This window comes from Acinetobacter sp. FDAARGOS_558 (assembly GCF_003937785.1).
GTDB lineage: Bacteria > Pseudomonadota > Gammaproteobacteria > Pseudomonadales > Moraxellaceae > Acinetobacter > Acinetobacter baumannii.
On the sequence record NZ_RKJH01000001.1, the window covers coordinates 66,995 to 89,682 of the forward strand.

Here is a 22,688-nt window from a genome sequence, read left to right on the forward strand (position 1 = left end):
ACCTATTGTAAATGAGAATATTATCATTTAATACTATTGTTAAATTTAGTGAAGAAATTTACATTAAGTAGTCACTCTTAGAATAAACATATTTAATTTCAAAAATTTATTAAAAAAATTAAAATTATTCAGCATGTTGAATAATTAAATGATAATAATTATCATTAATATTATTCTTAGCCTTACATTGGCTGAGTAGAAAAATCATAAACTAAATATGATTAAGCAGTTGTTTTTAACAAATTGTTAAAAAGAAATTTTTTTTAAACAAAAGCTTAAGATTCTGAATAGGATGTAGTCAGATGCAAGAACTTGCCAACCGATTGGCGATACAAAATTTCGTCAACGCTTATATGCAAGAGACCGGCAAAGGATATTTACTTTCTTTTGACCAACAAAGTTCAACTCAACAAGCGTTTAGCTCTGGTTTGACGCTGTTAACTCTTCCTCTTCCTTCTATACAAGCAGAATGTTCTGTACCTTTATCTTATGTGAGTCGTGTAGGACGCCATCGTCTCGCTGCTTTACCGAAAATGTGTATTGATGGTCAATGGCAAAAAATCAGTGCAGGAACCATTGTTAGTCTTTTACTTGAAGAGTTGGTTATTGAATCTCAATTCAAATTAGATGCTGCTTCATTGTTAGAGAAATGGATACAAAGCCGGGACGCGCTACTACAATTCTTAAAACAACGCCACAATGATTTCGATGATTTAGTAAAGGCTGGACAGAATTTTATTGAAAGTGAACAGGCATTAATTTTGGGTCATAGTATGCACCCAGCGCCTAAAAGCCGGAATGGTTTTGTTCATGAAGATTGGTTGAAGTTTTCACCTGAACATGCTGGAAAAACTCAGTTACATTATTGGCTTGTTCATCAGAATTATATTGCTGAAGGTTGTGCAACTGAGCAGCCAATTTCAGATCAAGTTAAAGACGCAATCCGTTGGTATTTGTCCGAAAGCGATTTAAACCTGTTAAAGACTCATGTTGAATTTAAATTATTGCCACTACATCCTTGGCAAGCTCGTTATTTACAAGGTAAACCTTGGTTTGAGCAATTAAAACAAACAGGACAGTTAATTGATATCGGTTTACGTGGATGGCAATTTTCACCGACTACATCAATTCGGACCTTGGCAAGTTTTAACGCCCCTTGGATGGTTAAAACCTCACTATCAGTCATGATTACTAATTCAATTCGAGTGAATTTGGCAAAAGAGTGTCATCGTGGCGAAATTTCTTATCGTTTATGGCACAGTGATTTAGGTAAAAAAATATTAAAACAGTGCCCAACATTGAAAGCAGTTAATGATCCAGCCTGGATAGCTCTGCAAATAGACGGCGAGATTATTAACGAGACAATTTGTATTTTCCGTGATCAACCATTTGCAGTACAGCAACAAGTCACTTGTATTGCATCTTTATGTCAAGACCATCCAAATAAAGAGTTAAATCGTTTTAATGCTTTATTTGGCCAAATTGCTCAGAAAAATCAACAAATGAATTTTAAAGAAATTGCTTTGGATTGGTTTGATCATTTCTTGAAGATTGGCTTGGCTCCGTTAATGTATGTTTATCATAAATACGGTATGGCTTTTGAATCGCATCAACAAAATGTATTGCTTGAGCTAGAAGATGGTTTACCGAAAAATCTCTGGTTACGTGACAACCAAGGCTTTTATTATATTGAAGAGTTTGCAACTGAAATTGTAGAAGCATTACCTGATTTACTAGAAAAAGCTCATGCGGTTGGTCCTAAAGATTTTGTGGATGAACGCTTTAGTTATTATTTCTTTGGCAACACTTTATTTGGTTTGATTAATGCAATTGGAGCAACTGGCTATATCTCTGAAGATGAACTGTTAATCCATTTGCAACAAAATTTACTTCAATTATTAGAGCAATATCCAGATAGCACATTATTACAGGGTTTATTGTTTAACGATTCTTTACCGTATAAAGGCAATTTACTTACACGTTTACATGAATTAGATGAGCTTATTGCACCATTAGAACATCAGTCCGTGTATGTGCAGCTACCAAATCCACTGTACGTTGAACAGAAGGATGTGAGTTATGCTTGATTTTATTGGAATTGGACTGGGGCCGTTTAATTTAAGTCTGGCTAGTCTGTTACATGATAAAAGCGGGCTGCAATATCGCTTTTTTGATCAGCGTGAGAAATTTGACTGGCATGCTGGTATGCAATTGCCAAACGCGATGTTACAAGTTCCTTTTATGGCTGATTTGGTTAGTATGGTTGAGCCAACCAGCCCTTTTAGTTTTTTAAACTATTTAAAACACCATCAACGTTTATATAAATTCTATTTTAGAGAAAATTTGTATATACCGCGTCAGGAATATAATCATTATTGTCAATGGGTTGTAGAACAACTTAACCATATTGAGTTTAGTAGTCATGTGCTGGATATTAAACCGATTAAAGGTGGATTTGATGTGGAGGTAGTGTGTAATGGGCACCACCAACATTATCGTACTCGACAATTGGTATTGGGAGTGGGTACAACACCACATTTACCAGAAAGCTTACAACAGATTTACTCAAAATCAGGAACCTGCCTGCATTCATCAGAATATTTACAGTACAGCTCTCAGAAGTTATCAGGAAATGTAGTTTTAATTGGTTCTGGACAGTCCGCAGCAGAGATTTTTTTAGATCTATTTGATCGTCAGTATATGAATGGTCGAACTACACCAGACTTTCATCTTTATTGGTTAACCCGTTCTGCTGGTTTCTTTCCAATGGAAAATACACCATTCGGTTTAGAACATTTTAGTCCGGATTACATGCATTACTTTTACCATTTACCATCAGGTTTAAAGGCAGAGTTACCAGCGCAACAAGCAAATTTATATAAAGGTATTAGCAGTAAAACGATACGTGATATTTATGAGCGTTTATATCATCGTAGTATCGGTGGAATGCCTACAGATGTTACGTTGGCTGGACATCATCAACTGCAATATGCAGAGCTCTTAGAAAACCAGAAAACAAAGTTGTGTTTTGAACACCGTCAGCAAAATAAGAATTATATTCTGGAGGCTGATTGTGTTATTGCAGCAACGGGTTATCGTTATCCAAACCCTAAGTTTCTACAAAATTTACAATCTTTGATCATACGAGATCAGGCCGACCATTGGCAGGTGGCTTCAAACTTTAAAGTCAATTATCAAGGTGAGGGATCTATATTTATTCAAAATATGGAAGTTTATCACCACGGCGTAGGTACACCTGATTTAGGCTTAGGAGCATATAGGGCAGCCACAATTGCAAATCAATTGGTTGGTGAAGAGTTATTCAAACTTGATCATTCTCAGTCGTTCCAACAATTTGGAGTGAATGCATCAGCGCAAGAAGAAGTTTCTATTCGCAATATTGCAGCCTCAAAAATAACCGAGTTTTCAAGACCCTTAAATAAATCAGGGCCAATGCATCATTCTGCTTTGAGAGCGTATGCACGAAGTAAATTATCTGAGCATATTGAATAAGCTGAACAGAGGATATGTGTATGGAACGTTCTTCTGTGTCCGCGGCTCAACCTCATGAGCAAAGTTTACAACGCTACGTACTTCTGACGGTTATGCTTGGTACAGGTACGGTTAGTTTAAATAACAGTAGTTTCAACCCTGCAATACCTCATTTAATGTCCTATTTTCAGGTAGGTGAGGTATGGGCAAGTTGGGTCGTTGTTGCCTTTTTATTAGCAATGAGTATCAGTTTGCCTTTAGCTGGGTTCCTAAGCCAGCGTTTTGGTAAGCGATCAATTTATTTAATTGCCTTATTGGGGTTTGCTTTGGCTTCTACAGCAGGTGGTTTATTTAATCAGTTTGAATCGGTGTTGATTGCTAGAGCTCTGCAAGGCTTTTGTAGCGGATTAATGATTCCATTATCTCTTGGACTAATTTTTTCTGTTACGCCAAGTGAACAACGGGGAAGGACAACAGGATTATGGGGTGCCATGATCATGCTAACCTTAGCAGTTGGGCCTATGCTCGGAGCACTGGTTTTGGTATGGCTTAATTGGAAAGCCTTATTTTTTATCAATTTACCTGTTGCTTGTCTGGCATTAATTTTAGGCTATATTTTTCTACCTAAAGAGCAAGGGGACAATAAGCAAGAGTTTGACTGGGCAGGATTCTTTTTTCTCGGTTCAAGCATAGTTTTATTACTTGGGACACTGAGCCAAATCCATCAAATTCAGGACTTACTTCAACCTCTATATGGTGCGCTTTTAGTTCTAAGTGTGCTGCTTTTTATAAGATTTATTTTTGTACAAAAGAATAAGTCTATGCCATTAATCGAGCCAGCTTTGTTTGCTACGAAGGGTTTCCGCTACAGCTTAGTCATTTGTGTGGCACAAACAGTAGGCTTATTTATTGGCATGTTGCTCATTCCACTATGGATACAGCACCTTCTAAAGTTAAGTCCGCTTTGGACTGGTTTTGCGCTAATGAGCAGTGCAGTAGTTACCAGTATTTGTAGTCAACCTGCCGGAAAATATCTAGATCGTTACGGTGCTGCAAAAATCATGTCTCTTGGACTAATGATTACTGTGGCTTCTTTTCTTTTGCTTGCTTGGGCACCTGTACAAAATGTCTGGTTCATTGTGTTTTGTATGATATTACATGGCTTAGGAATGGGACTTTCTTATATGCCATCGACTACGGCAGGTTTGAACAGCTTACGCCAGCAGCAACAGCATCTAGTTACTCAAGCGGCCGCTCTAAATAATTTATTCCGACGTATTTTTGCTGCAGTGGCAGTCGTTATTGCCGCGTTATATCTTCAGCTAAGACAACAATCATTGCCGTTAAATACTCAAGCAATATTTACATCATTTCACACTATGCAGGAAATCTTTGTGTGTTGTGCAATTCTTATACTTTGCACTTTGCCTTTCGCATGGCATTTTCCTGAACAGTACAGAATCGACCAATTAAAGAAATAGGATTCATAAAAATGGGACAATTACATCCAGTTTTATCAAATACACATGCGATTCAAAATGCTTTACAGGCTTGGCAGCATCCAAATTCGGATCAGGCAAAATATGTTGAGCAACGTGTTATTAAACAATTACTTCAAGCTTTAATTTTTGAAGATATTATTCATTCAGAATATGATGGAAAAAATTTTATTATAGAAGTACAAAATAGTCAGCGCCAAACCATTCGTTATGTCGCTGCAGGGCAAAGACAATATAGTTACAAACTGGTACGCCTCGCCCGTAATCAGGATGTATTTCGTCAAGATGAAAACGGTCATTATCAGATTGCTACTTTAAATTTAGTTATTGATGAAATTCTTAGAACCATAACCGATGCAGCAAAAGTTGAAGATTTTATTTTTGAATTAAAACGAACATTTATTCATGATTTACAGTCTCAAGCATGTTTTGATCACTATGCTTTGCCGGCAATTCAATATCCATATGATATTTTAGAATCATATTTAATGGATGGTCATCCATATCATCCGTGTTACAAGTCACGTGTAGGTTTTAGTTTACAAGACAATGTACGCTATGGTGTAGAGTTCGCCCAACCAATCGCCTTGGTCTGGTTGGCTGTGCATCAGGACATTGTTGCAAAAAAACATTCAGAAGATATAGAGCCAGATTTATTTTTTAAGGAGCAATTGAATTCACAAGACCAAGAGCTATTCCTGCAACATCTCTCAGATCGTGATTTGAAGGCTGATGAATATATTTGGATTCCGGTTCATCCTTGGCAATGGGAAAACCATTTAATTTCTATTTTTGCTGAAGAAATTCTAAATGGCAAAATTGTTTATTTAGGGCAAAGTCAGGATCGCTATTTAGCCCAACAATCTCTACGCACTATGACTAACTTGCAGCATCCGGAAAAGCCTTATATCAAACTGTCCATGAGTCTAACAAACACATCAAGCTCACGTGTTCTGGCAAAACATACAGTAATGAATGGGCCAATTATTACAGACTGGTTGCAACGTTTAATTAAACAGAGCAAAACCGCCCAAGAGCTTGATTTTGCTGTATTACGTGAAGTGTATGGTTTAAGCGTGGATTTTACTAAATTGCCAAAATCACATGCTCAACAGGCCTATGGCACAATTGGATGTCTATGGCGTGAGAGTGTGCATCAATATTTACGTGAAGGTGAAGATGCAATACCGTTAAATGGCGTGAGTCATATCCAAAAAGATGGGCAAGCATTAATTGCACCATGGTTACAGCAATATGGTGTTGAATCATGGACACGTCAACTTTTGAAAGTTGTGATTACTCCTTTGATTCATTTACTTTTTGCGGAGGGAATTGCAACTGAATCACATGGCCAAAATATTATTCTTGTACATAAACAAGGTTGGCCAACGCGAGTTCTTTTAAAGGACTTCCATGATGGTGTGCGCTATAGTCCAGCACATTTAGCACACCCTGAATTGGCTCCTGAACTCGATCAGTTGCCGCCTGAGCATGCAAAAACCAACAGTATGTCATTTATTTTGACAGATGATTTAAATGGTATTCGTGATTTTAGCTGTGCCTGTCTGTTTTTTGTGGCTTTAACCGATATTGCAATATTTTTAAATCAAAACTTTGATCTTCCAGAAAAAAAATTCTGGCAATGGGCTGCGGAAGTCATCCAAAATTACCAACAGCAACATCCAGAGCATGCTTCACGTTACCAATTATTTGATGTTTTTGCCGAAAAATTGCGCATTGAGTCATTAACTAAACGGCGTTTATTTGGCGATCGTAGTATACAAATTAAATTTGTCGATAACCCGTTAGCTCCTTTTAAATTGCAGGTGAAGTGAGATTTATCTATGAATGCACTTCAGCCCGTTTATCAAGTAATGAACCAAGGAATCTTACAGGATTTTATCAATAGCCTACTGGTTGAAACGATTATTCCTGAACAGTTTATTTTTGATTTTGCGACTGCCCAAACTGCGCTAAATCAACATGGCAAAAATCTTCAAGAAGTATTTAAAAACACGTCTGAACAATTTTCTTTTGTGCTATTACACGAAGAGAATCGGCAAGGCTTGGTCATGTTTACGGTACAAAAAGGTATTACTCAAGCCTGGAAGTTTGCTAATGAAACAGAAGTTTTTCTATTGGAACGCACAAATGATCATGTTCAGATCAATGTGATTGGGATAATAGAACTTTTTGAGTTTATTCAAGCGATAGGTCTTTTTAATCATTGTAGTGCTGATAAAGTTCAAGCCTTTTATGAGCAGCTGCAAAAATGTTTAAAGCAATATCATTTATTACAACAGCATCGGGTAAATGCACATGATTTATTGAATCAAAGCTTGGCACATAGATTCCGCATTTTAGAACAATATGCAGGTTATCGGGACCGCCCATATCATCCTTTAGCCAAATTAAAAGAAGGTCTCAGTCAGCAAGAGTATATACAATATTGTCCGGAATTCGCTCAAGAATTATCTATTCATTGGGTGGCTGTACATAAAGATAAAATGATGTTTGGTGAAGGGGTAGAAAATATTTTTAAACAACAGCCAAGCGAAATTTTTATTCCTCGTGCTGAGCGATATCAATTAAAACAGGAAATGTTTCAACGTGGGTTAAATGAAACCCACATTGCAATGCCAATTCATCCTTGGCAATTTGAGCATTTATTTCCTAAGTTCTATGCGGATGATATTGCCGACGGCGTTTGTCATCCTTTGAATTTTATCTCTAAAGGAATGTATGCCAGTGCGTCTATGCGTAGCCTCTTATCAAAAAATGTTTTAGAAGAAAGTCTAAAATTACCGATAGGAATTAAAGCTCTTGGTTCATTAAGATTTTTGCCTATTGTGAAAATGATTAATGGTGAAAAAAATCAGAAATTATTACAGCAAGCCAAGGCAAAAGATGCTGTCTTAAAACAAAAATTATGGCTTTGTGAAGAAACACAATGGTGGTCATATTTACCCGAGAAGCAAAATGACCGGACAGCAGACAATGAGTGGTTATTTGTAGAGAAACCTACCCATTTGGCAGCTCAGCGCCGTCATATTCCAGCTGAATTATTGCAAGAACCTTATCAACTTATACCAATGGCAAGTCTTGGACATACAATTACGGGTCAGCCTGCCATTTTTGATTATATTTTGCAGCTTCAACACAAGGAAATAAACTCCAAGCAGATACTTATCGAGTTTGAGAAACTGTGTACATGTTTCTTTGATGTAAATTTGCGATTATTCAGCTTAGGGCTTATGGGTGAAATTCATGGGCAAAACATATGTCTTGTGTTGAAAAATGGCGAATTTGATGGATTGATGTTCCGTGATCATGATTCATTACGTATTTATTTACCTTGGGTAGAGCAAAACGGATTAAAAGATCCTAATTATTTGAGTCCACATGATTTTAGAAATACGCTTTATCATGAATCGGTAGAGGCTCTGTTATTTTATATTCAAACTTTAGGTATTCAGGTTAATCTAGGGTGTATTGTTGATAATTTAGCGAGTCATTATCAAATTGAAGTTAAGAATCTATGGTCTGTACTTGCTCATGCGTTACAGCAAGTTATTCAAAATCTAAATTTCCAGCCAGAGATTTTGACTCAGCTCCAACATTTACTATTTGAAGTGCCTGAATGGCCATATAAGCAGTTACTTCGACCTTTGCTAGAACAAGATACACGGATTGGTAGTATGCCATCGGGAATTGGGAAAACCCGAAACCCACTTTGGTATGCCTTAAATTGTTAGTGATATCTGACGATGAATACGTCTTTTAAAATACAGGCAGAGAAGTGCGCAACTCTGCCTATATTGCAACAGCGTCTGAAATTAAATGTTCAAATACTACCTGAAAGTTCAACAACCTTAGATTGTCTGTTGAATGATGATGTATGTCGACAGGTGTTACAGGATTTTGCAACACGTATTCATGCTAAAAATCTAACTTGTGCGACCTCATTGTTTGTCAAATATTGGTGTACAAGTTGGATCTTACCTTTTTTATATTGCCATGTGGCTGTTTTGCCATTTGTAAAATGGGATAGTTCAGCATTAGTTATAGACTTGCCGGAACAATGGTATTGGGATAGGACTTTACAGTTAAACCAAACAAGTTTTTATTCTTTTCAGATTATACATTTGCAAGAGTTTAATGACTTGATAGAACAACTGAATGTGCTATTTAAGCAGTTAGCGAAAATAGGTCGCGTACCTTATGTATTACTCTGGGAAAATGTAGCTGTTCGAGTAGTACAGTTTTATCATTCTTTTACAAATCAAAATCTAAATCCGGATATACAGTCTCGGTTAGAACAGCAAAAACAATTCTTTAAGTCAAAAGCTGCCGAAAGTTTTTATTTAACTGAAAATCCATTTGTGCGTTTATGGAATGGATGGCATCCAGAATTTAATACTTTTATGAGACAAAAATGCTGTTTCTATTTTCAGCTCGAAGAGGCTGAGCAGACCTTATGCCGTAATTGTCCCTTACGTTTAAAAGAAATCGGAAAATTTAAAGATGAATCAAATTGATACTTATAAAGCACTTGTTACAGCATATAAAGAAATAGCAACCTCTACTATTGGTCATGTACTTGATCAGGGATATATTCCTCAGGTATTCCCCTTAAGACCTGAAGATAAGGTGGTGGGGATTGTACGTACAGTTCGGATTGAGTCGATCAATGCGAGTGGTTTAAGACAAGTCTTGATGAGTTGTCAACCAAATGAAGTTCTCGTTATTGATGCAAGATATGATCTACAACGTGCTTGCTGGGGAGAGCAAAGGAGCGTAGCTGCTATACACTGTGGTCTGGCTGGGGTTGTGGTCTTAGGTGCTATTACAGATCGGCAGGCTTTACTTAAACTCAAACTTCCTATATTTGCTCATACAACCAGTTGTTTAACCACTCGTAATGAAGGGGAAAGTCTCGTTGAAATAGATGCCAAGATTCATATTAATCATACCATTATACAAACTGGAGATCTGATTGTAGGGGATGCAGATGGAATATTTATAATAAAAATGGATGTGGCACAGCAATATTTAAAAGAATTTCAAATGCTTGAGCAAAATGAACAAAATAAGAAAAATGAATTCTTTTTAAAAAATAAGATAGATGACTATTATTTTTAATAAAAATCATTCTCATTAATGTTTGTATTTAGTATGATGTCGTGCCTCTTGAAAAATCGTTGAGTAACATTTGGGCTAGGGAGAAATGGAAAAAATGAATGTAAACAATAAGATTGGGGTTAAATCACGTAATCACATACGTTCAAAACAAGTACTTTTTAAGATGACACCTTGTTGTCTTGCCATATCGGCTATTTTTGCACAGCAGGCTTATGCAGAAACCGTAACTCAAACGGCTGAGGTAAGCGAAAATGCAACACAAAAACCAGTAACCCAATTGCAAAAGATTGTAGTAACTGCGACTCGTACACCAAAAAATATTGCAGAGATTGCAGGTACAGTTCAATCTATTGATCAGAAACAAATTATCCAGCAAGCTACGGCGGGTCGTAAAGTTGCTGATATTCTTGCTCAACTTGTACCATCTCTTGCATCAAGTAGTGGAACAACAAGTAATTATGGTCAGACAATGCGTGGACGAAACGTATTAGTCATGATCGATGGCGTTTCGCAAACAGGTTCTCGCGATGTTTCTCGTCAATTAAATAGTATTAGTCCTGGTATGATTGAACGCATTGAAGTAATTTCAGGTGCGACTAGTATTTATGGGTCAGGTGCTACTGGCGGTATTATTAATATTATTACTAAAAGAGCAGATACATCTAAACCACTTAGCTTTGAAACAAAAGTAGGCATTACATCTTCAGATACATTCCGTAGTGACGGCTTAGCTTATGAAGTCGGACAATCTGTCTCATTTAATAAAGGCAATATGGATGGTTTCTTAGGAGCTAATTTTACAAGTAGAGGGTCTCAATTTGATGGAAATGGCGATAGAATTTCCTTAAGCCCTTGGCAAGGTAGTACGATGGACACTGATACTATCGATGTAAATGGGCGTTTAAATTTCAATTTAAATGATACTCAGACATTGAGCTTTGGTGCCCAGTACTATAAAGATAAGCAGGATACTGACTACGGACCGGATTACTCTTATTTACCGACAACCTCTAAGAGTAATGATGCTACAACGCCAACTTATAAGGCAATTAAAGGTTTAAAGCTTAGTAATCCATTATTTACCGAGCGTTATGCTGTTAATTCACAGTATCAAAATCAAGACTTTTTAGGCCAAATACTAAATGTTGAAGCATATTATAGAAATGAAAAATCACGTTTCTTCCCATATGGCCTATCAAATAAATCCGTGACTTCTGTAAACCAGTCTCAATCAGAAATTGAAGTAGCTGGATTACGTTCAACTATGCAAACCGATCTTAATATTGCCAATCGGGATATGAAAATAACCTATGGCCTTGATTATGATTGGGAAAAAGATAAGCAATTTGTTGATATTTTGGCAACTCAATATCCTTATTTAGTGTATACACCAACAGGCCAACGTAAAGGTTATGGACCAAACACTGAAATTCAAAATATTGGAGCATTTGTTCAAAGCGATTATGCAGTTACGGATAAATTGAACTTGCAAGCAGGTATTCGTTACCAATATATTCAAGCGGATACCGATGCTTATATTCCTAGCCGAGAGACAACAATGGTTCCGGCAGGATCAACACATGATGATAAGCCGTTATTTAATTTAGGTGCAGTTTATAAACTTACAGATGCACAGCAGGTGTATGCTAATTTCTCTCAGGGCTTTAGTTTCCCTGACGTACAACGTATGTTGCGCGATGTTTCTACTTATACCGTTTCAACAGCAAATCTACAGCCAATTACAGTAAATAGTTATGAACTAGGTTGGCGTTTGAATCAGGATGATGGCCTAAATCTGGGATTGACTGGTTTTTACAATACTTCGGATAAAACTGTCCAATTCAACAATCGTGCAGCAAAGGTTGTAGATACAGATCAAAGAGTATACGGGGCGGAAGCAACTATTAGTTATCCATTTATGGAAAATTATAAGGTCGGTGGCACTTTAGGATATACCCGTGGTCAGTATAAAGACGTGGCGAATAAATGGCATGAATTAAACTCATTTACGGTTGCTCCAGTGAAAGGAACCCTTTTTGCTGAATGGGATAATAATGAAGGGTATGGTGTTCGTGTTCAGATGCAAGCTATTAAAGGAACAAATAAAGCTTATAAAGATGACCGTGAATTAGCAGCATTTGCAACAACTCAAGATGAAGCTTTCCAAAACGCTGTAAAGAATGATGCGAATAGTGCTGCGCAAATCAAAGGTTATACCACTATGGATGTATTAGCACATTTCCCGGCTTGGAAAGGTCGTGTAGATTTTGGTGTTTATAATGTGTGGAACCGTCAGTATCGAACAGTATTTGCTCAGCAAGCAGCCGTCTCTAATGCTAATCCGTTGTTAGCAATCCCTGCAGAAGGCCGTACTTATGGTTTAAGTTATACTTTTAACTATTAATGCAACTAACGAAAGAGATACCTGTATAGAGCAGGTATTTCTTTCAATCAAATCTGGCATATTTAAATTTTTAAGGCCATTTAAATGAGTCATCTAAAAAAACAAGAAAATTTTAATTTTACGTATAGCAGGATCTTTTTTATCTGTTTAGCCGCTTATTGCTACAGTTCATGGCTCAGCCTTGTTTTGGCTAAATGGTTACCTTTTGCTAAAGCAGAGAATGTTTATTTTTCGGTATTTATCAGTTTTATCTTTTTTATTTTTTATATTGTCTTTACGAGTTCCATTTTATCAAAACTATGGTTTTGGATGATCAATAGCTTAGGTGTAGTGTTATTAGTGAGCTATTGGCTATTAGCTAAATGGGGAGTGGCTTAAATGAATTTTCGTCAAATTCAGGCAATACTACATAGTTGGTTTGGAATTATTGTTCTTTGGGTTATCTTTTTCATTTTTTTTACAGGCTCTATTGCTTATTTTCGGACGGAAATTAATGTTTGGGCACAGCCAGAAGCAATCAGCCATATTCAAACAATCCCTTCTGCACAACATTCTGCGCAAACTGCTTTTAACTATCTCAACCAACATGCACCAAATGCCAAAAGATGGCGAGTCACAGTAGCCAATGAGCGGATGCCTGTGAACCTACTTCAATGGCAGGATAAAGAGGGGAAACATCAAGAGCTACAAAACCCTAATACCGGAGAGCTATTGGGGCCTATACGGAAGACTTTGGGTGGAGATTTCTTTTTCAAACTACATTACACGCTTTATCCTTTGCCAAGCACGTTCGGTAGCTTAGTTGTAGCAGTTGTTGCCTTAATTCTATTAATTAGTTTAATCACAGGTGTGATTACGCATAAGAAAATTATTAAAGAGTTTTTTACCTTTAGGGCTTTTAAAGGACAGCGTTCTTTATTAGATCTTCATCACATAACAGGAGTTATCACTTTTCCTTTTTATTTGGTGATGGCCTTTACTGGACTGTTGATTTTATTTTATCTAGTTTTACCATGGGGGTTATCGGAACAATATGGTAAAGCTGGTATACCTAAGTTCTATAATGAAATGCAGTTTACCGAGGTGGCAAAACCTCGAGAACCTTCCTTAACAGAAGCGATGCAACCTTTTAATCAATTCATGGCACAAATGCCTAAGCGAACAGAATCTGGAGCTATTTTAGATAAATTTGAAGTTCAAAAGCCTAATACAGCCGATGGCGTGATTACATTTGACTATAACTATAAAAATATTATTACCTTAAATACTCCTCAATATATTTTTGCAACAAATACGGCTGAACGACTCAATCAGCCACGAAATTTAAGTGCAATAGCACAATTAGGTTCATCAAGTTATGGGATTCATTTAGGTTACTTTGCTTCTATCTGGATGCGTTTTATTTTTGCTTGTTTAGGAATAATCGGATGTGTCATGTTGGTTGCAGGCGCATTACTATGGCAAAAAAAGCGCATCAAAGAACAAAAGAAATTTGGATATAGATTAGTAAGACATTTGAACTTTTTTACTTTCTTAGGGCTGCCTTTTGCCTCAGCCTTTTATTTAATGGTTAGTCGGATTATACCTGCTTCATTTGAGCCGAGGGAACTATACGAGGTTTCAGCATTTTATATAGCATGGCTATTAAGCTTATTGATTAGCTTTAGCTGCTCAATAAGGAAGGGAATAATCATCATGCTATATAGTACGGCTGCTGTTTTATTCCTTATTCCAGTTATTAGTGTCGTTCTGGTACCAGAAGCTTCTTTATTAAATAGTTTAAAGTCTGTGCATTGGTCTCTTGCTGGTGTCGATCTGGCGCTCATACTGCTCGGGCTATTCTATTTAATAGTACTACGCTTCTACCAAACCAAATTTATTACGTTAGGAGAGGCTAAATGAGCTTTGCATCATTATTTTGGGCTATTGCTGCCATGATGCAAGCATGCATGCTCAGCCAATTTGCTCAGAAAAAGCTTCAATATAGCTGGCTTAAAAGTACATCTAGACGAATTTTATATGGAACAACCATATTATTTTTGCTTAGTTCATTGTTTTGGAATTGCTCCTTTGAAGGAAGCTCTGTAGGAGTCTTATCATGGTTTTTTGCCATAATCACAACCGCTTTCTTTTTTCAAATTATTGTTTTTTATTTTTTTAGAAAATATTTTATTCCTATTTGGTTAATGGTAATCGTCGTTGCAATTATTTTCTCGATTGTTGAGTGGGTACCTTAAATATTAGTAGGGGGAAAGCTGAATTTTTTGTCCATAATTTATGCAATAAAAAAAATAGTAAAAATAAGCTTGCATCTTAAATAAAAATGATTATCATTATCAATTATAGGTTATGTCATAGCAAGGACCGTTATAATGCTTACGCTTTCACAAAAGCTCCCAGATTATTTTGAATATATTGAAAATGATGTTAGCTACTCATTACGTCAGGTTCAGTATCCTCAAGATATACCACTATTACACCGTTGGATGCATGAGCCACACGTTATTCCTCAGTGGCAATTAAATAAAAGCGAAATAGAACTCAAAGTTTATTTTGAAAAAATGCTAGCTGATGATCATCAACGTTTAATGATTGTAGGAATCAATGGTCAAGACGTGGGGTATGCCGAAATTTATGAAGGGAAGCGTGATCGCCTAGCTCGTTATTATAAAGGTGAAGACAATGATTTAGGTTGGCATTTACTATTTGGGGAGAAATCTGCTTTTGGTCAAGGCTTTTTGCGCCCAACAATTCGTTTATTGAATTTCTATATTTTTGAAAATTCCCCAACAAATAGAATTGTAGGAGAGCCAGATCATACAGTGAAGCCTTATGCGGCTGTAGTAGAAGACATGTGCTATGAAGAGCAGGGCTTAATTCCAATGCCGGAAAAAACGGCAATGTTGTATTACTGTTTCCGTGAAAAGTTCTATGACAGATTTTTTGAGTTATACCAGGCATCGCAACAAAAATTACAGCAAAAAGCGAGTTAATTTCTGGTATGGGTAGACCTGCAAGACATAATAAAAACAATGCAGGTTTGTTTAGCAGTAAATGGACCTAAGAAAAATAACCATGATCAGCGCATAAAAAGAAGAAGCAAAAGTAGTAAGCGAGGAAGGCTTGCTACTTTTGTGTTTAAACTCAGTTTCAGAATTATCTATATTGTTCAACCTTTTTGAGTGTTTAATTCTTCTCAGTAACAGATTGCTTATATTTTTGATTAAAAAATAACCACTAATGTTTCATTTATTATCATCCTGCCTTTTTTAGCAATTTTTTGTATACCCTGAATAAAACATGATCAAAAAAGAGGTAAAAACGTGCTTATTTTTCATGGAAAACCTGTTCATGGAGCTATCTTCGATATGGATGGGACAATGTTTGACACTGAGCGATTACGGTTTCAAACATTGCAACAGGCATCTCAAGAACTCATTGGGCAGGAGTTTTCACACGAATATTTAATGCAATGTTTGGGGTTAAGTGCGACTACAGCGGAAAAGCTTGCACAACGTTTATACGGAGTAGATGTTCCATATAGGGAAATTCGAAAACGTGCCGATGAGATGGAACTAGAACATATTCGAAAACACGGCGTACCTATTAAAAAAGGTTTGGTTCAAGTTCTAGAGCGTTTAAGAAAATCTGGTTTAAGAATGGCTGTGGCTACTTCAAGCCGTAGAGCAATTGCCGAAGAATATTTAATTAATGCAAATGTTTATAAATTTTTTGATGTCATTACTTGTGGGGATGAAGTAGAACAAGGGAAGCCACATCCAGAAATCTTTTTAAAAGCGGCTAGTCAACTTCATTTAGACGCTAACCAGTGTCTTATGTTTGAAGATTCGGAAAATGGTTTAACTTCAGCGCATACATCGAAAGGCCTAACAATTTTATTAAAAGATATTAAAGAACCAAATGATGAAATGTTAGATAAAGCGCATTTTTATTATGATCAGATGTATGACTTCTTAACAGATCTTGACCAGTTTATTCCTGTTATGGATATGCCAGAGATACAGGAACCTTTTCCGCAAAGTCTGAATCAGCTTACGGTTGGAATACATGGTTTCGGTGCTATTGGCGGTGGTTATATAGCGCAGATCTTGTCGCATTGGGATGGTTATACGAAACCAAAACGTATAATTGCGTCAACAAGAAATAGTCTTTTCCGCGAAGCTGTAAATGCGTTTGGAACCTATAGTATTCGCTATGGGCAATTTTCTTATGATGAACGTATTGAGAATATGACCATTGTTGATTCTGACAATGAACAACAAATGTTAGAGATGTATACTCATTCAAGTTTGATTGCATTATGTTTGCCTGAGCAAGCGATCGAACCTGAATCAAAGATAATTGCAAAAGGGTTATATGCGCGTTTTAATTCGCAACTTGAAACATGTATAGAACCTTTAACCTTTCTAATTATTTTAAATAAGGTTGGTGCGAAATATTTGGTTATGAAGCATCTTAAAGAAGCTCTACTAGAGTTAACCAACGATGAAGATGTAACCGAGCATATTTTAAAAGAGCATTACTTTTGCGACACCGTTGTAAACCGTATGGTTTCAAAACTTTCTAATCAGAATTTATATCGTCAACTTCGTATTAAGCATAATTTTCTTGAACAGCATTTAGAAGATGTGGAGCAAGAAGACCAAATCGAAATTGAAGACTGTAATAAACTAACTCCAGATCAACTAAATCAGGCTTCTATCTATGTTGATAACATGCGCCGTAATTTCCAGCCGGGACATATCTTACAAAGCATGGATTTAATCTTGTTCCATAGTGAAACTGATATGCCAATCTATGTAGAGAAAGGCAGTCCTTTACTTGAAAAGTTGCGTCAGGTGGTATTGGTTGACCAAATTACTGACATTCAACTCATTAAAAATCGTTTATGGAATGGTGTACATGCGATGCTTGCTTGGTATGCATCTTTAATGGGTTATGAATCTATTGGTATTGCCATGGGTGATCATTTAGTTAAAGCATTTGCAGAGAACTTAATTGCAGAAGTGAAGCAGGGACTTGCAATTGTATTACCTAACTATGCAAAAGATCTGGATCGAATGTCACAAAGTTTTCTAGACTCATGTGAATATGCATTTAAAGATCCTTGTCAACGCGTAGCTAGAGATCCACTACGCAAACTCACTCATAATGAACGTGTCATGGCATCAATTGCAGTGAATATTTGTCATGATTTGCCTTATAAAAATTTATTAAAAGGTGCTGCTTTAGGTTATGCCTATGCGATTCAATTCTTAGAAGTTGAAGAGACTAAAGCAGTTGAACATTTGCAGCAACAAATTCAGAACCTAGACTTGAGTACAACTCAAAGAAGACAGCTTGAAGCTGAGTTGGTTCAACTTATCCAATATTTGTTTTCTGAACAAGGTAAACAACCTTTGGACATTAAGTCGAACAATACCAAAACTACACCAACTCAATATATTTGAGTGTGTTTATTGAATTAACCTCAACAATTGAAAGGCAAACATGTTTTAATACAAAATTTGAATGATTTTGAATTAAAATTGTGCTGTTAAAACCTTCCACACTCATGGTGCCAACACCTATACGGGATTATCCCGAATGGCACCTTGGGCGTCAAAATTACGCATTGTGGTATCTAGAAATTAATGATCAGAAATTAGTTCATTATCTAGATCAATTGCGTGCGCATTTTTCAGAATTTCTAGTAGAACCTAATCACCGTCAATATCATGTCACGCTGTTTATATGTGGATTCTTGACCCATGAAAATAAAGTTCATGGTGATGACTTTTGTTTTAGTGACTTTGTGCAGCAAAGGGAAATTTTAAGAAAAGAAGATATTGCACCATTTCAATTAAAAATTGGATCAGTTGATAGTTTTAGTAGTGCTTTATTTGTAGAAGTCCAAGACACCGAAAATAACTTATCTCTCATACGGCAAAAATTAGGTACAGTTTCTAATGAAATTGCCGCTTTAGATTACTGTCCGCATATTACATTGGGTTTGTATAAGAAAGACTATAGTAGTAATTTGATTTTACAAAAAATTTCTCAATTACCTGTACAATACACACAGGCTGAATTTGATCTTAAAGTTGAGCATTTAAGCTTTGGCTATTATCAAGCTCAAACTTTACAAGGTCAGCTGTATTCGTATCAGCATTTGTTTTTAGGTGATTCATGTTGCAATTGATTTTAGGTGGTGCCCGTTCTGGCAAAAGCCGACTGGCTGAACAAACGGCCATATCTATGCAATTAGCTGTCACTTATGTGGCTACGGCACAAGCGCTTGATCCAGAAATGCAAAGCCGAATCGTCCATCATCAAAATCAGCGTCCTGCTCACTGGTCTTTGGTTGAAGAACCATTATTTTTAGCAAAAACTCTGCAAGAAATTGATCGACCTAACCAAATTATTCTGGTGGATTGTTTAACACTTTGGCTAACCAATTTGTTACTTTTAGAAGATCAAAATATTCAACAATTTGAGTGTGAGCAACTGTTAAGAGTTTTACCCACACTCGAGTCAGAAATCATTTTAGTAAGTAATGAAACGGGGTTAGGCGTTGTGCCACTTGGTGAAATTAGCCGCCGTTTTGTCGATGAAGCAGGAAGGCTACATCAGGCTTTAGGACAAATTGCAGATAAAGTTGTGTTTTGTGTGGCTGGTTTTCCAATGATTTTAAAAGGTGATAAGTAAAATGAACTGGTGGTTAGAATCCGTACAGCAACCTAATTTAGATGCAAAACAACAAGCTGAGCAACATCAACTCCAACTTACCAAACCTACAGGTGCCTTAGGCGATCTAGAGCAAATTGCAATTACACTTGCCAGTTTACAGTCAAATGCACATCCACAAGTTAGCCATCCATGGATCACAATTTTTGCAGGTGATCATGGTGTAGTTGAAGAAAATATCTCTGCATATCCCCAAGCTGTTACCCGTCAAATGTTGCAAAACTTCACAACTGGCGGTGCGGCAATTAGTGTCATTGCCAAATATCATCAAGCTCATTTGCAAGTGATTGACTGCGGTACAGCAGGCGAAGCATACGAATATGCAGGTGTTGAACGTCATTGTATTCGTGCCGGCACAGCAAATTTTGCCAAACAAGCTGCAATGAATGCTGACGAGTGCCGTGCTGCCTTAGAGTTAGGGAAAAAAAGTGTAGATACTGCTAAAGCGAATGGAGCAGATATTTATATTGCGGGTGAAATGGGTATTGGAAATACCTGTTCTGCCTCTGCTTTAGCATGCCTTTTATTAAATGATACTGCCGAGCAATTGACTGGAGTAGGTACAGGAATTGGTGCTGATCAGTTAAGACATAAAATTGAAGTAATTGAAAAGGCAATTGAACTTCATCATAAACATGTCATTGGTGATGTCTTCAAAACACTATGTGCTGTAGGTGGTTTGGAAATTGCGGCAATTGTCGGTGCTTACATTCGCTGTGCGCAGGTGGGCTTACCTATCATTGTCGATGGTTTTATTAGTTCTGTAGCGGCTTTATGTGCTGTGCGGATGAATCCTCAAGTGCGTGACTGGATGCTTTTTGGTCATCAATCGGCGGAATATGGACACCGTCGTATTTTACAAGAACTCAATGCTGAGCCGATTTTAAATATGAATTTGCGTTTGGGTGAAGGTAGCGGTGCTGGTACTGCCTTAGCATTGGTTAAAATGGCTTGCGCTTTACATAACCAAATGGCTACCTTCGCTCAAGCGGCTGTAAGCGGGAATAAAATTGGCTAAATTTAGGATTGATTTGCTTAGACATGGAGAAAGCCAGTATAGCCATACCTTACGTGGTCATTTAGATGATGAGTTAACAGCAAAAGGTTGGCAGCAAATGCAGGCAACCATTGAGCAAGTTACAGACCAGACATGGGATGTCATTGTAAGCTCTTCATTAAAACGTTGTGCTTGTTTTGCCGAGCAACTGGCCAAAACAGCAGAACTCCCTTTACTTGTAAATCATGACTTAAAAGAAATGTATTTTGGTGAATGGGAAGGCGTCTCAACTCAGCAAATTTATGAAACTTCACCCGAATTACTGGCAAACTTTTGGCAAAAACCAAGTCAATATTGTCCACCTCGTGCAGAAACATTAAACCAGTTTCAAACAAGAGTTCTTAAAGGTTTTCAAGATTTGCTGGAGCATATGCAAAAGCAAAACTTACAGCATGCTTTAGTTGTTACTCATGGCGGTGTGATTAAGCTATTGGCTTGTTTAGCCAGACAACAGCCTCTAGATGACTTACTTAAAATGCCGGCAGAGCTTGGAAAATTATATTCACTCGAATTTTCTGAAACAGATGGTCAAGTAACTTTTAAGTTAAGATAGTAGTTTTATATTTTTATACACTTGTAAGTTATTATTTTTAAAATGTTATTTTAGCCTGTGTAATAGAACTGTCATTGCTAGTATCTAAGCTATTGGCATTTCTTATTAATCACACATCTGGCTTATGAATATTTTATTTAAAACAACTGTGCTTGCAGCATCATTATTGCTCGCGGCTTGTAATAACAATGATGATCAAGAAGCTCAAACTGCACCATCTACAAACCCATCAAAATATTATCAAACGAAAACGCCTTACCAACCTCAACAAGACTTAAAAAGCTATGAACAAGCGCCGACTGGGTTCCAGCCAGTTTTTACAGAGTTAGTGGCACGTCACGGTTCGAGAGGTTTATCAAGTCTGAAATATGATTTAGCACTTTATAATTTATGGAAACAGGCGAAAGCTGAAAATGCCTTAACGCCACTAGGTGAGCAATTAGGTGCTGATTTAGAAGCAATGATGAAAGCGAATATTTTGTTAGGTTATGGTGTTGAAGGGATCCGTCAGTACGGTTATGGAAATGAAACCATGACTGGTATTTTAGAACACCGCGGTATTGCCGATCGCTTATTACAGCGCTTACCAACTCTTTTAAATACGCAGGCGTCTATATTGGTACAAAGTTCAGGAGTAGACCGTGCGGTAGATAGTGCTAAATTTTTCACTGCTGAACTCATTAAACAACAACCCCAACTGAAAGATAAAATTGTTCCATTGTCTTATACCAATTTATCGAGTGAAAGTGTGCCAAGTATTGAAGATGGTGGCGTTGATCGTTTTAAACTTTATTTTCATAGCTTGAATGCAGACGAAGACTTAGCTCAACCACTGAGTGTTAGCCAACAAAAAATTTATGATGCAAGTCAGGCTTATCAAGATTTTGAAGAAAATAATAAAGATTTAGCTCAAAAGTTAGATGAGTTATCTAAAAATACTCAGGCTGAAAAAACTGCCCAAATGGTACTCAGCCCGATTTTTAAAGCTGACTTCATTAAAAAGCTTGGTACCACTGGTTATAGCTTTAGCAATACCGGATCCTTTACAGTAACTTCGCCTAAAGGTGAGCAAATTACAGAAAAAGGTAAGGGGAAAAATACAATTGCCAGCGCAGTTGATGCAGCGGCTTATATTTATGAACTCTATTCAATTTCTGGTGGTATGAAAGATGAGTTAAAAGGTATTGATTTTGATAAATATATGCCTTTGGAAGCCGCAAAATTTTATGCTGAATTTAATGATGCCAATGATTTTTACGAAAAAGGTCCAAGCTTTACAGAATCAAATCAAGTCACCAGTGAAATCGCTCAAGGACTTAAACAGGATCTGTTCCAACAAGTTGACGCCGTAGTGAATAAAGCTCAACCTTACAAAGCAGTTTTACGGTTTGCCCATGCTGAAATTGTTATTCCTCTGGCAACTAGCTTAGATTTGCATAATATGATGCAGCCGTTACCACTACGCCAGACTTATAATTACTCGACAAGTGCATGGCGTGGTGAAGTAGTTTCACCTATGGCGGCAAATGTACAGTGGGATATTTACCAAAATAGCCAAGGCTCTACTTTGGTTAAAATGCTTTATAACGAAAAAGAAACTTTGTTCAAATCTGCATGTAACTATGCACGTTATACACCAACCAGTTTTTACTACGACTACATCAAATTGAAACAGTGCTATCAAATGCAATAGATTTTCAGTTTTTGAAGTCTTTAATGGGAATAGGGATTGCTATTCCCATTTTTATTTCTTCATAATTCAATTTGTTTTTAAATATAGACCAGTTAGAGACT

General features: G+C 36.8%; 18 protein-coding genes. All 18 read left to right on the forward strand.

The window, feature by feature from the left end:
• Positions 1–302: 302 nt before the first annotated feature.
• A complete protein-coding gene (locus EGT34_RS00325; protein WP_001156889.1) occupies positions 303–2,087 on the forward strand; it encodes an IucA/IucC family protein in 1,785 nt (594 codons plus the stop codon).
• Positions 2,080–3,513, forward strand: coding sequence for a lysine N(6)-hydroxylase/L-ornithine N(5)-oxygenase family protein (locus tag EGT34_RS00330; RefSeq protein WP_000883684.1), 1,434 nt, complete (start codon positions 2,080–2,082; stop codon positions 3,511–3,513). The genes EGT34_RS00325 and EGT34_RS00330 overlap by 8 nt, the downstream gene beginning before the upstream one ends.
• 20 nt (positions 3,514–3,533) lie before the next feature.
• Entirely contained in the window at positions 3,534–4,973 is a 1,440-nt protein-coding gene (locus tag EGT34_RS00335) for a DHA2 family efflux MFS transporter permease subunit (protein ID WP_000442379.1), read from the forward strand.
• 11 nt (positions 4,974–4,984) lie between these two features.
• Positions 4,985–6,826, forward strand: coding sequence for an IucA/IucC family protein (locus EGT34_RS00340; RefSeq protein ID WP_024437169.1), 1,842 nt, complete (start codon positions 4,985–4,987; stop codon positions 6,824–6,826).
• Positions 6,827–6,835: 9 nt separating this feature from the next.
• On the forward strand, positions 6,836–8,746 hold the full coding sequence (locus tag EGT34_RS00345; protein WP_000993053.1) for an IucA/IucC family protein: 1,911 nt from the start codon (positions 6,836–6,838) through the stop codon (positions 8,744–8,746).
• Positions 8,747–8,758: 12 nt separating this feature from the next.
• The gene (locus EGT34_RS00350; protein ID WP_001097748.1) at positions 8,759–9,529 is read left to right on the forward strand and encodes a (2Fe-2S)-binding protein; all 771 of its coding nucleotides are present in this window, start codon (positions 8,759–8,761) and stop codon (positions 9,527–9,529) included.
• Entirely contained in the window at positions 9,516–10,133 is a 618-nt protein-coding gene (locus EGT34_RS00355) for an RraA family protein (RefSeq protein ID WP_001071709.1), read from the forward strand. The genes EGT34_RS00350 and EGT34_RS00355 overlap by 14 nt, the downstream gene beginning before the upstream one ends.
• A gap of 85 nt (positions 10,134–10,218) precedes the next feature.
• Complete coding sequence (locus EGT34_RS00360; protein ID WP_000413998.1) at positions 10,219–12,537, forward strand: TonB-dependent receptor; 2,319 nt, start codon at positions 10,219–10,221, stop codon at positions 12,535–12,537.
• An 84-nt stretch (positions 12,538–12,621) separates the two neighbouring features.
• Positions 12,622–12,915, forward strand: coding sequence for a hypothetical protein (locus tag EGT34_RS00365; RefSeq protein WP_000018791.1), 294 nt, complete (start codon positions 12,622–12,624; stop codon positions 12,913–12,915).
• On the forward strand, positions 12,916–14,439 hold the full coding sequence (locus EGT34_RS00370; RefSeq protein ID WP_001011338.1) for a PepSY-associated TM helix domain-containing protein: 1,524 nt from the start codon (positions 12,916–12,918) through the stop codon (positions 14,437–14,439).
• Entirely contained in the window at positions 14,436–14,774 is a 339-nt protein-coding gene (locus tag EGT34_RS00375) for a hypothetical protein (RefSeq protein ID WP_000006582.1), read from the forward strand. The genes EGT34_RS00370 and EGT34_RS00375 overlap by 4 nt, the downstream gene beginning before the upstream one ends.
• A 135-nt stretch (positions 14,775–14,909) precedes the next feature.
• A complete protein-coding gene (locus EGT34_RS00380; protein ID WP_000956973.1) occupies positions 14,910–15,530 on the forward strand; it encodes a GNAT family N-acetyltransferase in 621 nt (206 codons plus the stop codon).
• Positions 15,531–15,860: 330 nt separating this feature from the next.
• Positions 15,861–18,008, forward strand: coding sequence for a bifunctional mannitol-1-phosphate dehydrogenase/phosphatase (mtlD, locus tag EGT34_RS00385; protein WP_031971901.1), 2,148 nt, complete (start codon positions 15,861–15,863; stop codon positions 18,006–18,008).
• A 104-nt stretch (positions 18,009–18,112) separates the two neighbouring features.
• Entirely contained in the window at positions 18,113–18,739 is a 627-nt protein-coding gene (locus EGT34_RS00390; protein ID WP_000249275.1) for a 2'-5' RNA ligase family protein, read from the forward strand.
• Complete coding sequence (gene cobU, locus EGT34_RS00395; RefSeq protein ID WP_000939711.1) at positions 18,727–19,245, forward strand: bifunctional adenosylcobinamide kinase/adenosylcobinamide-phosphate guanylyltransferase; 519 nt, start codon at positions 18,727–18,729, stop codon at positions 19,243–19,245. The genes EGT34_RS00390 and cobU overlap by 13 nt, the downstream gene beginning before the upstream one ends.
• Before the next feature lies 1 nt (position 19,246).
• On the forward strand, positions 19,247–20,302 hold the full coding sequence (gene cobT, locus EGT34_RS00400; protein ID WP_001104718.1) for a nicotinate-nucleotide--dimethylbenzimidazole phosphoribosyltransferase: 1,056 nt from the start codon (positions 19,247–19,249) through the stop codon (positions 20,300–20,302).
• Positions 20,295–20,894: a histidine phosphatase family protein gene (locus EGT34_RS00405; protein WP_001051571.1), complete on the forward strand. Its 600-nt coding sequence runs from the start codon at positions 20,295–20,297 to the stop codon at positions 20,892–20,894. Before cobT ends, EGT34_RS00405 begins: the two co-directional genes overlap by 8 nt.
• A gap of 124 nt (positions 20,895–21,018) precedes the next feature.
• Positions 21,019–22,587, forward strand: a complete 1,569-nt coding sequence (locus EGT34_RS00410) for a histidine-type phosphatase (RefSeq protein WP_001023040.1) — start codon at positions 21,019–21,021, stop codon at positions 22,585–22,587.
• The last annotated feature ends 101 nt before the right edge of the window (positions 22,588–22,688 follow it).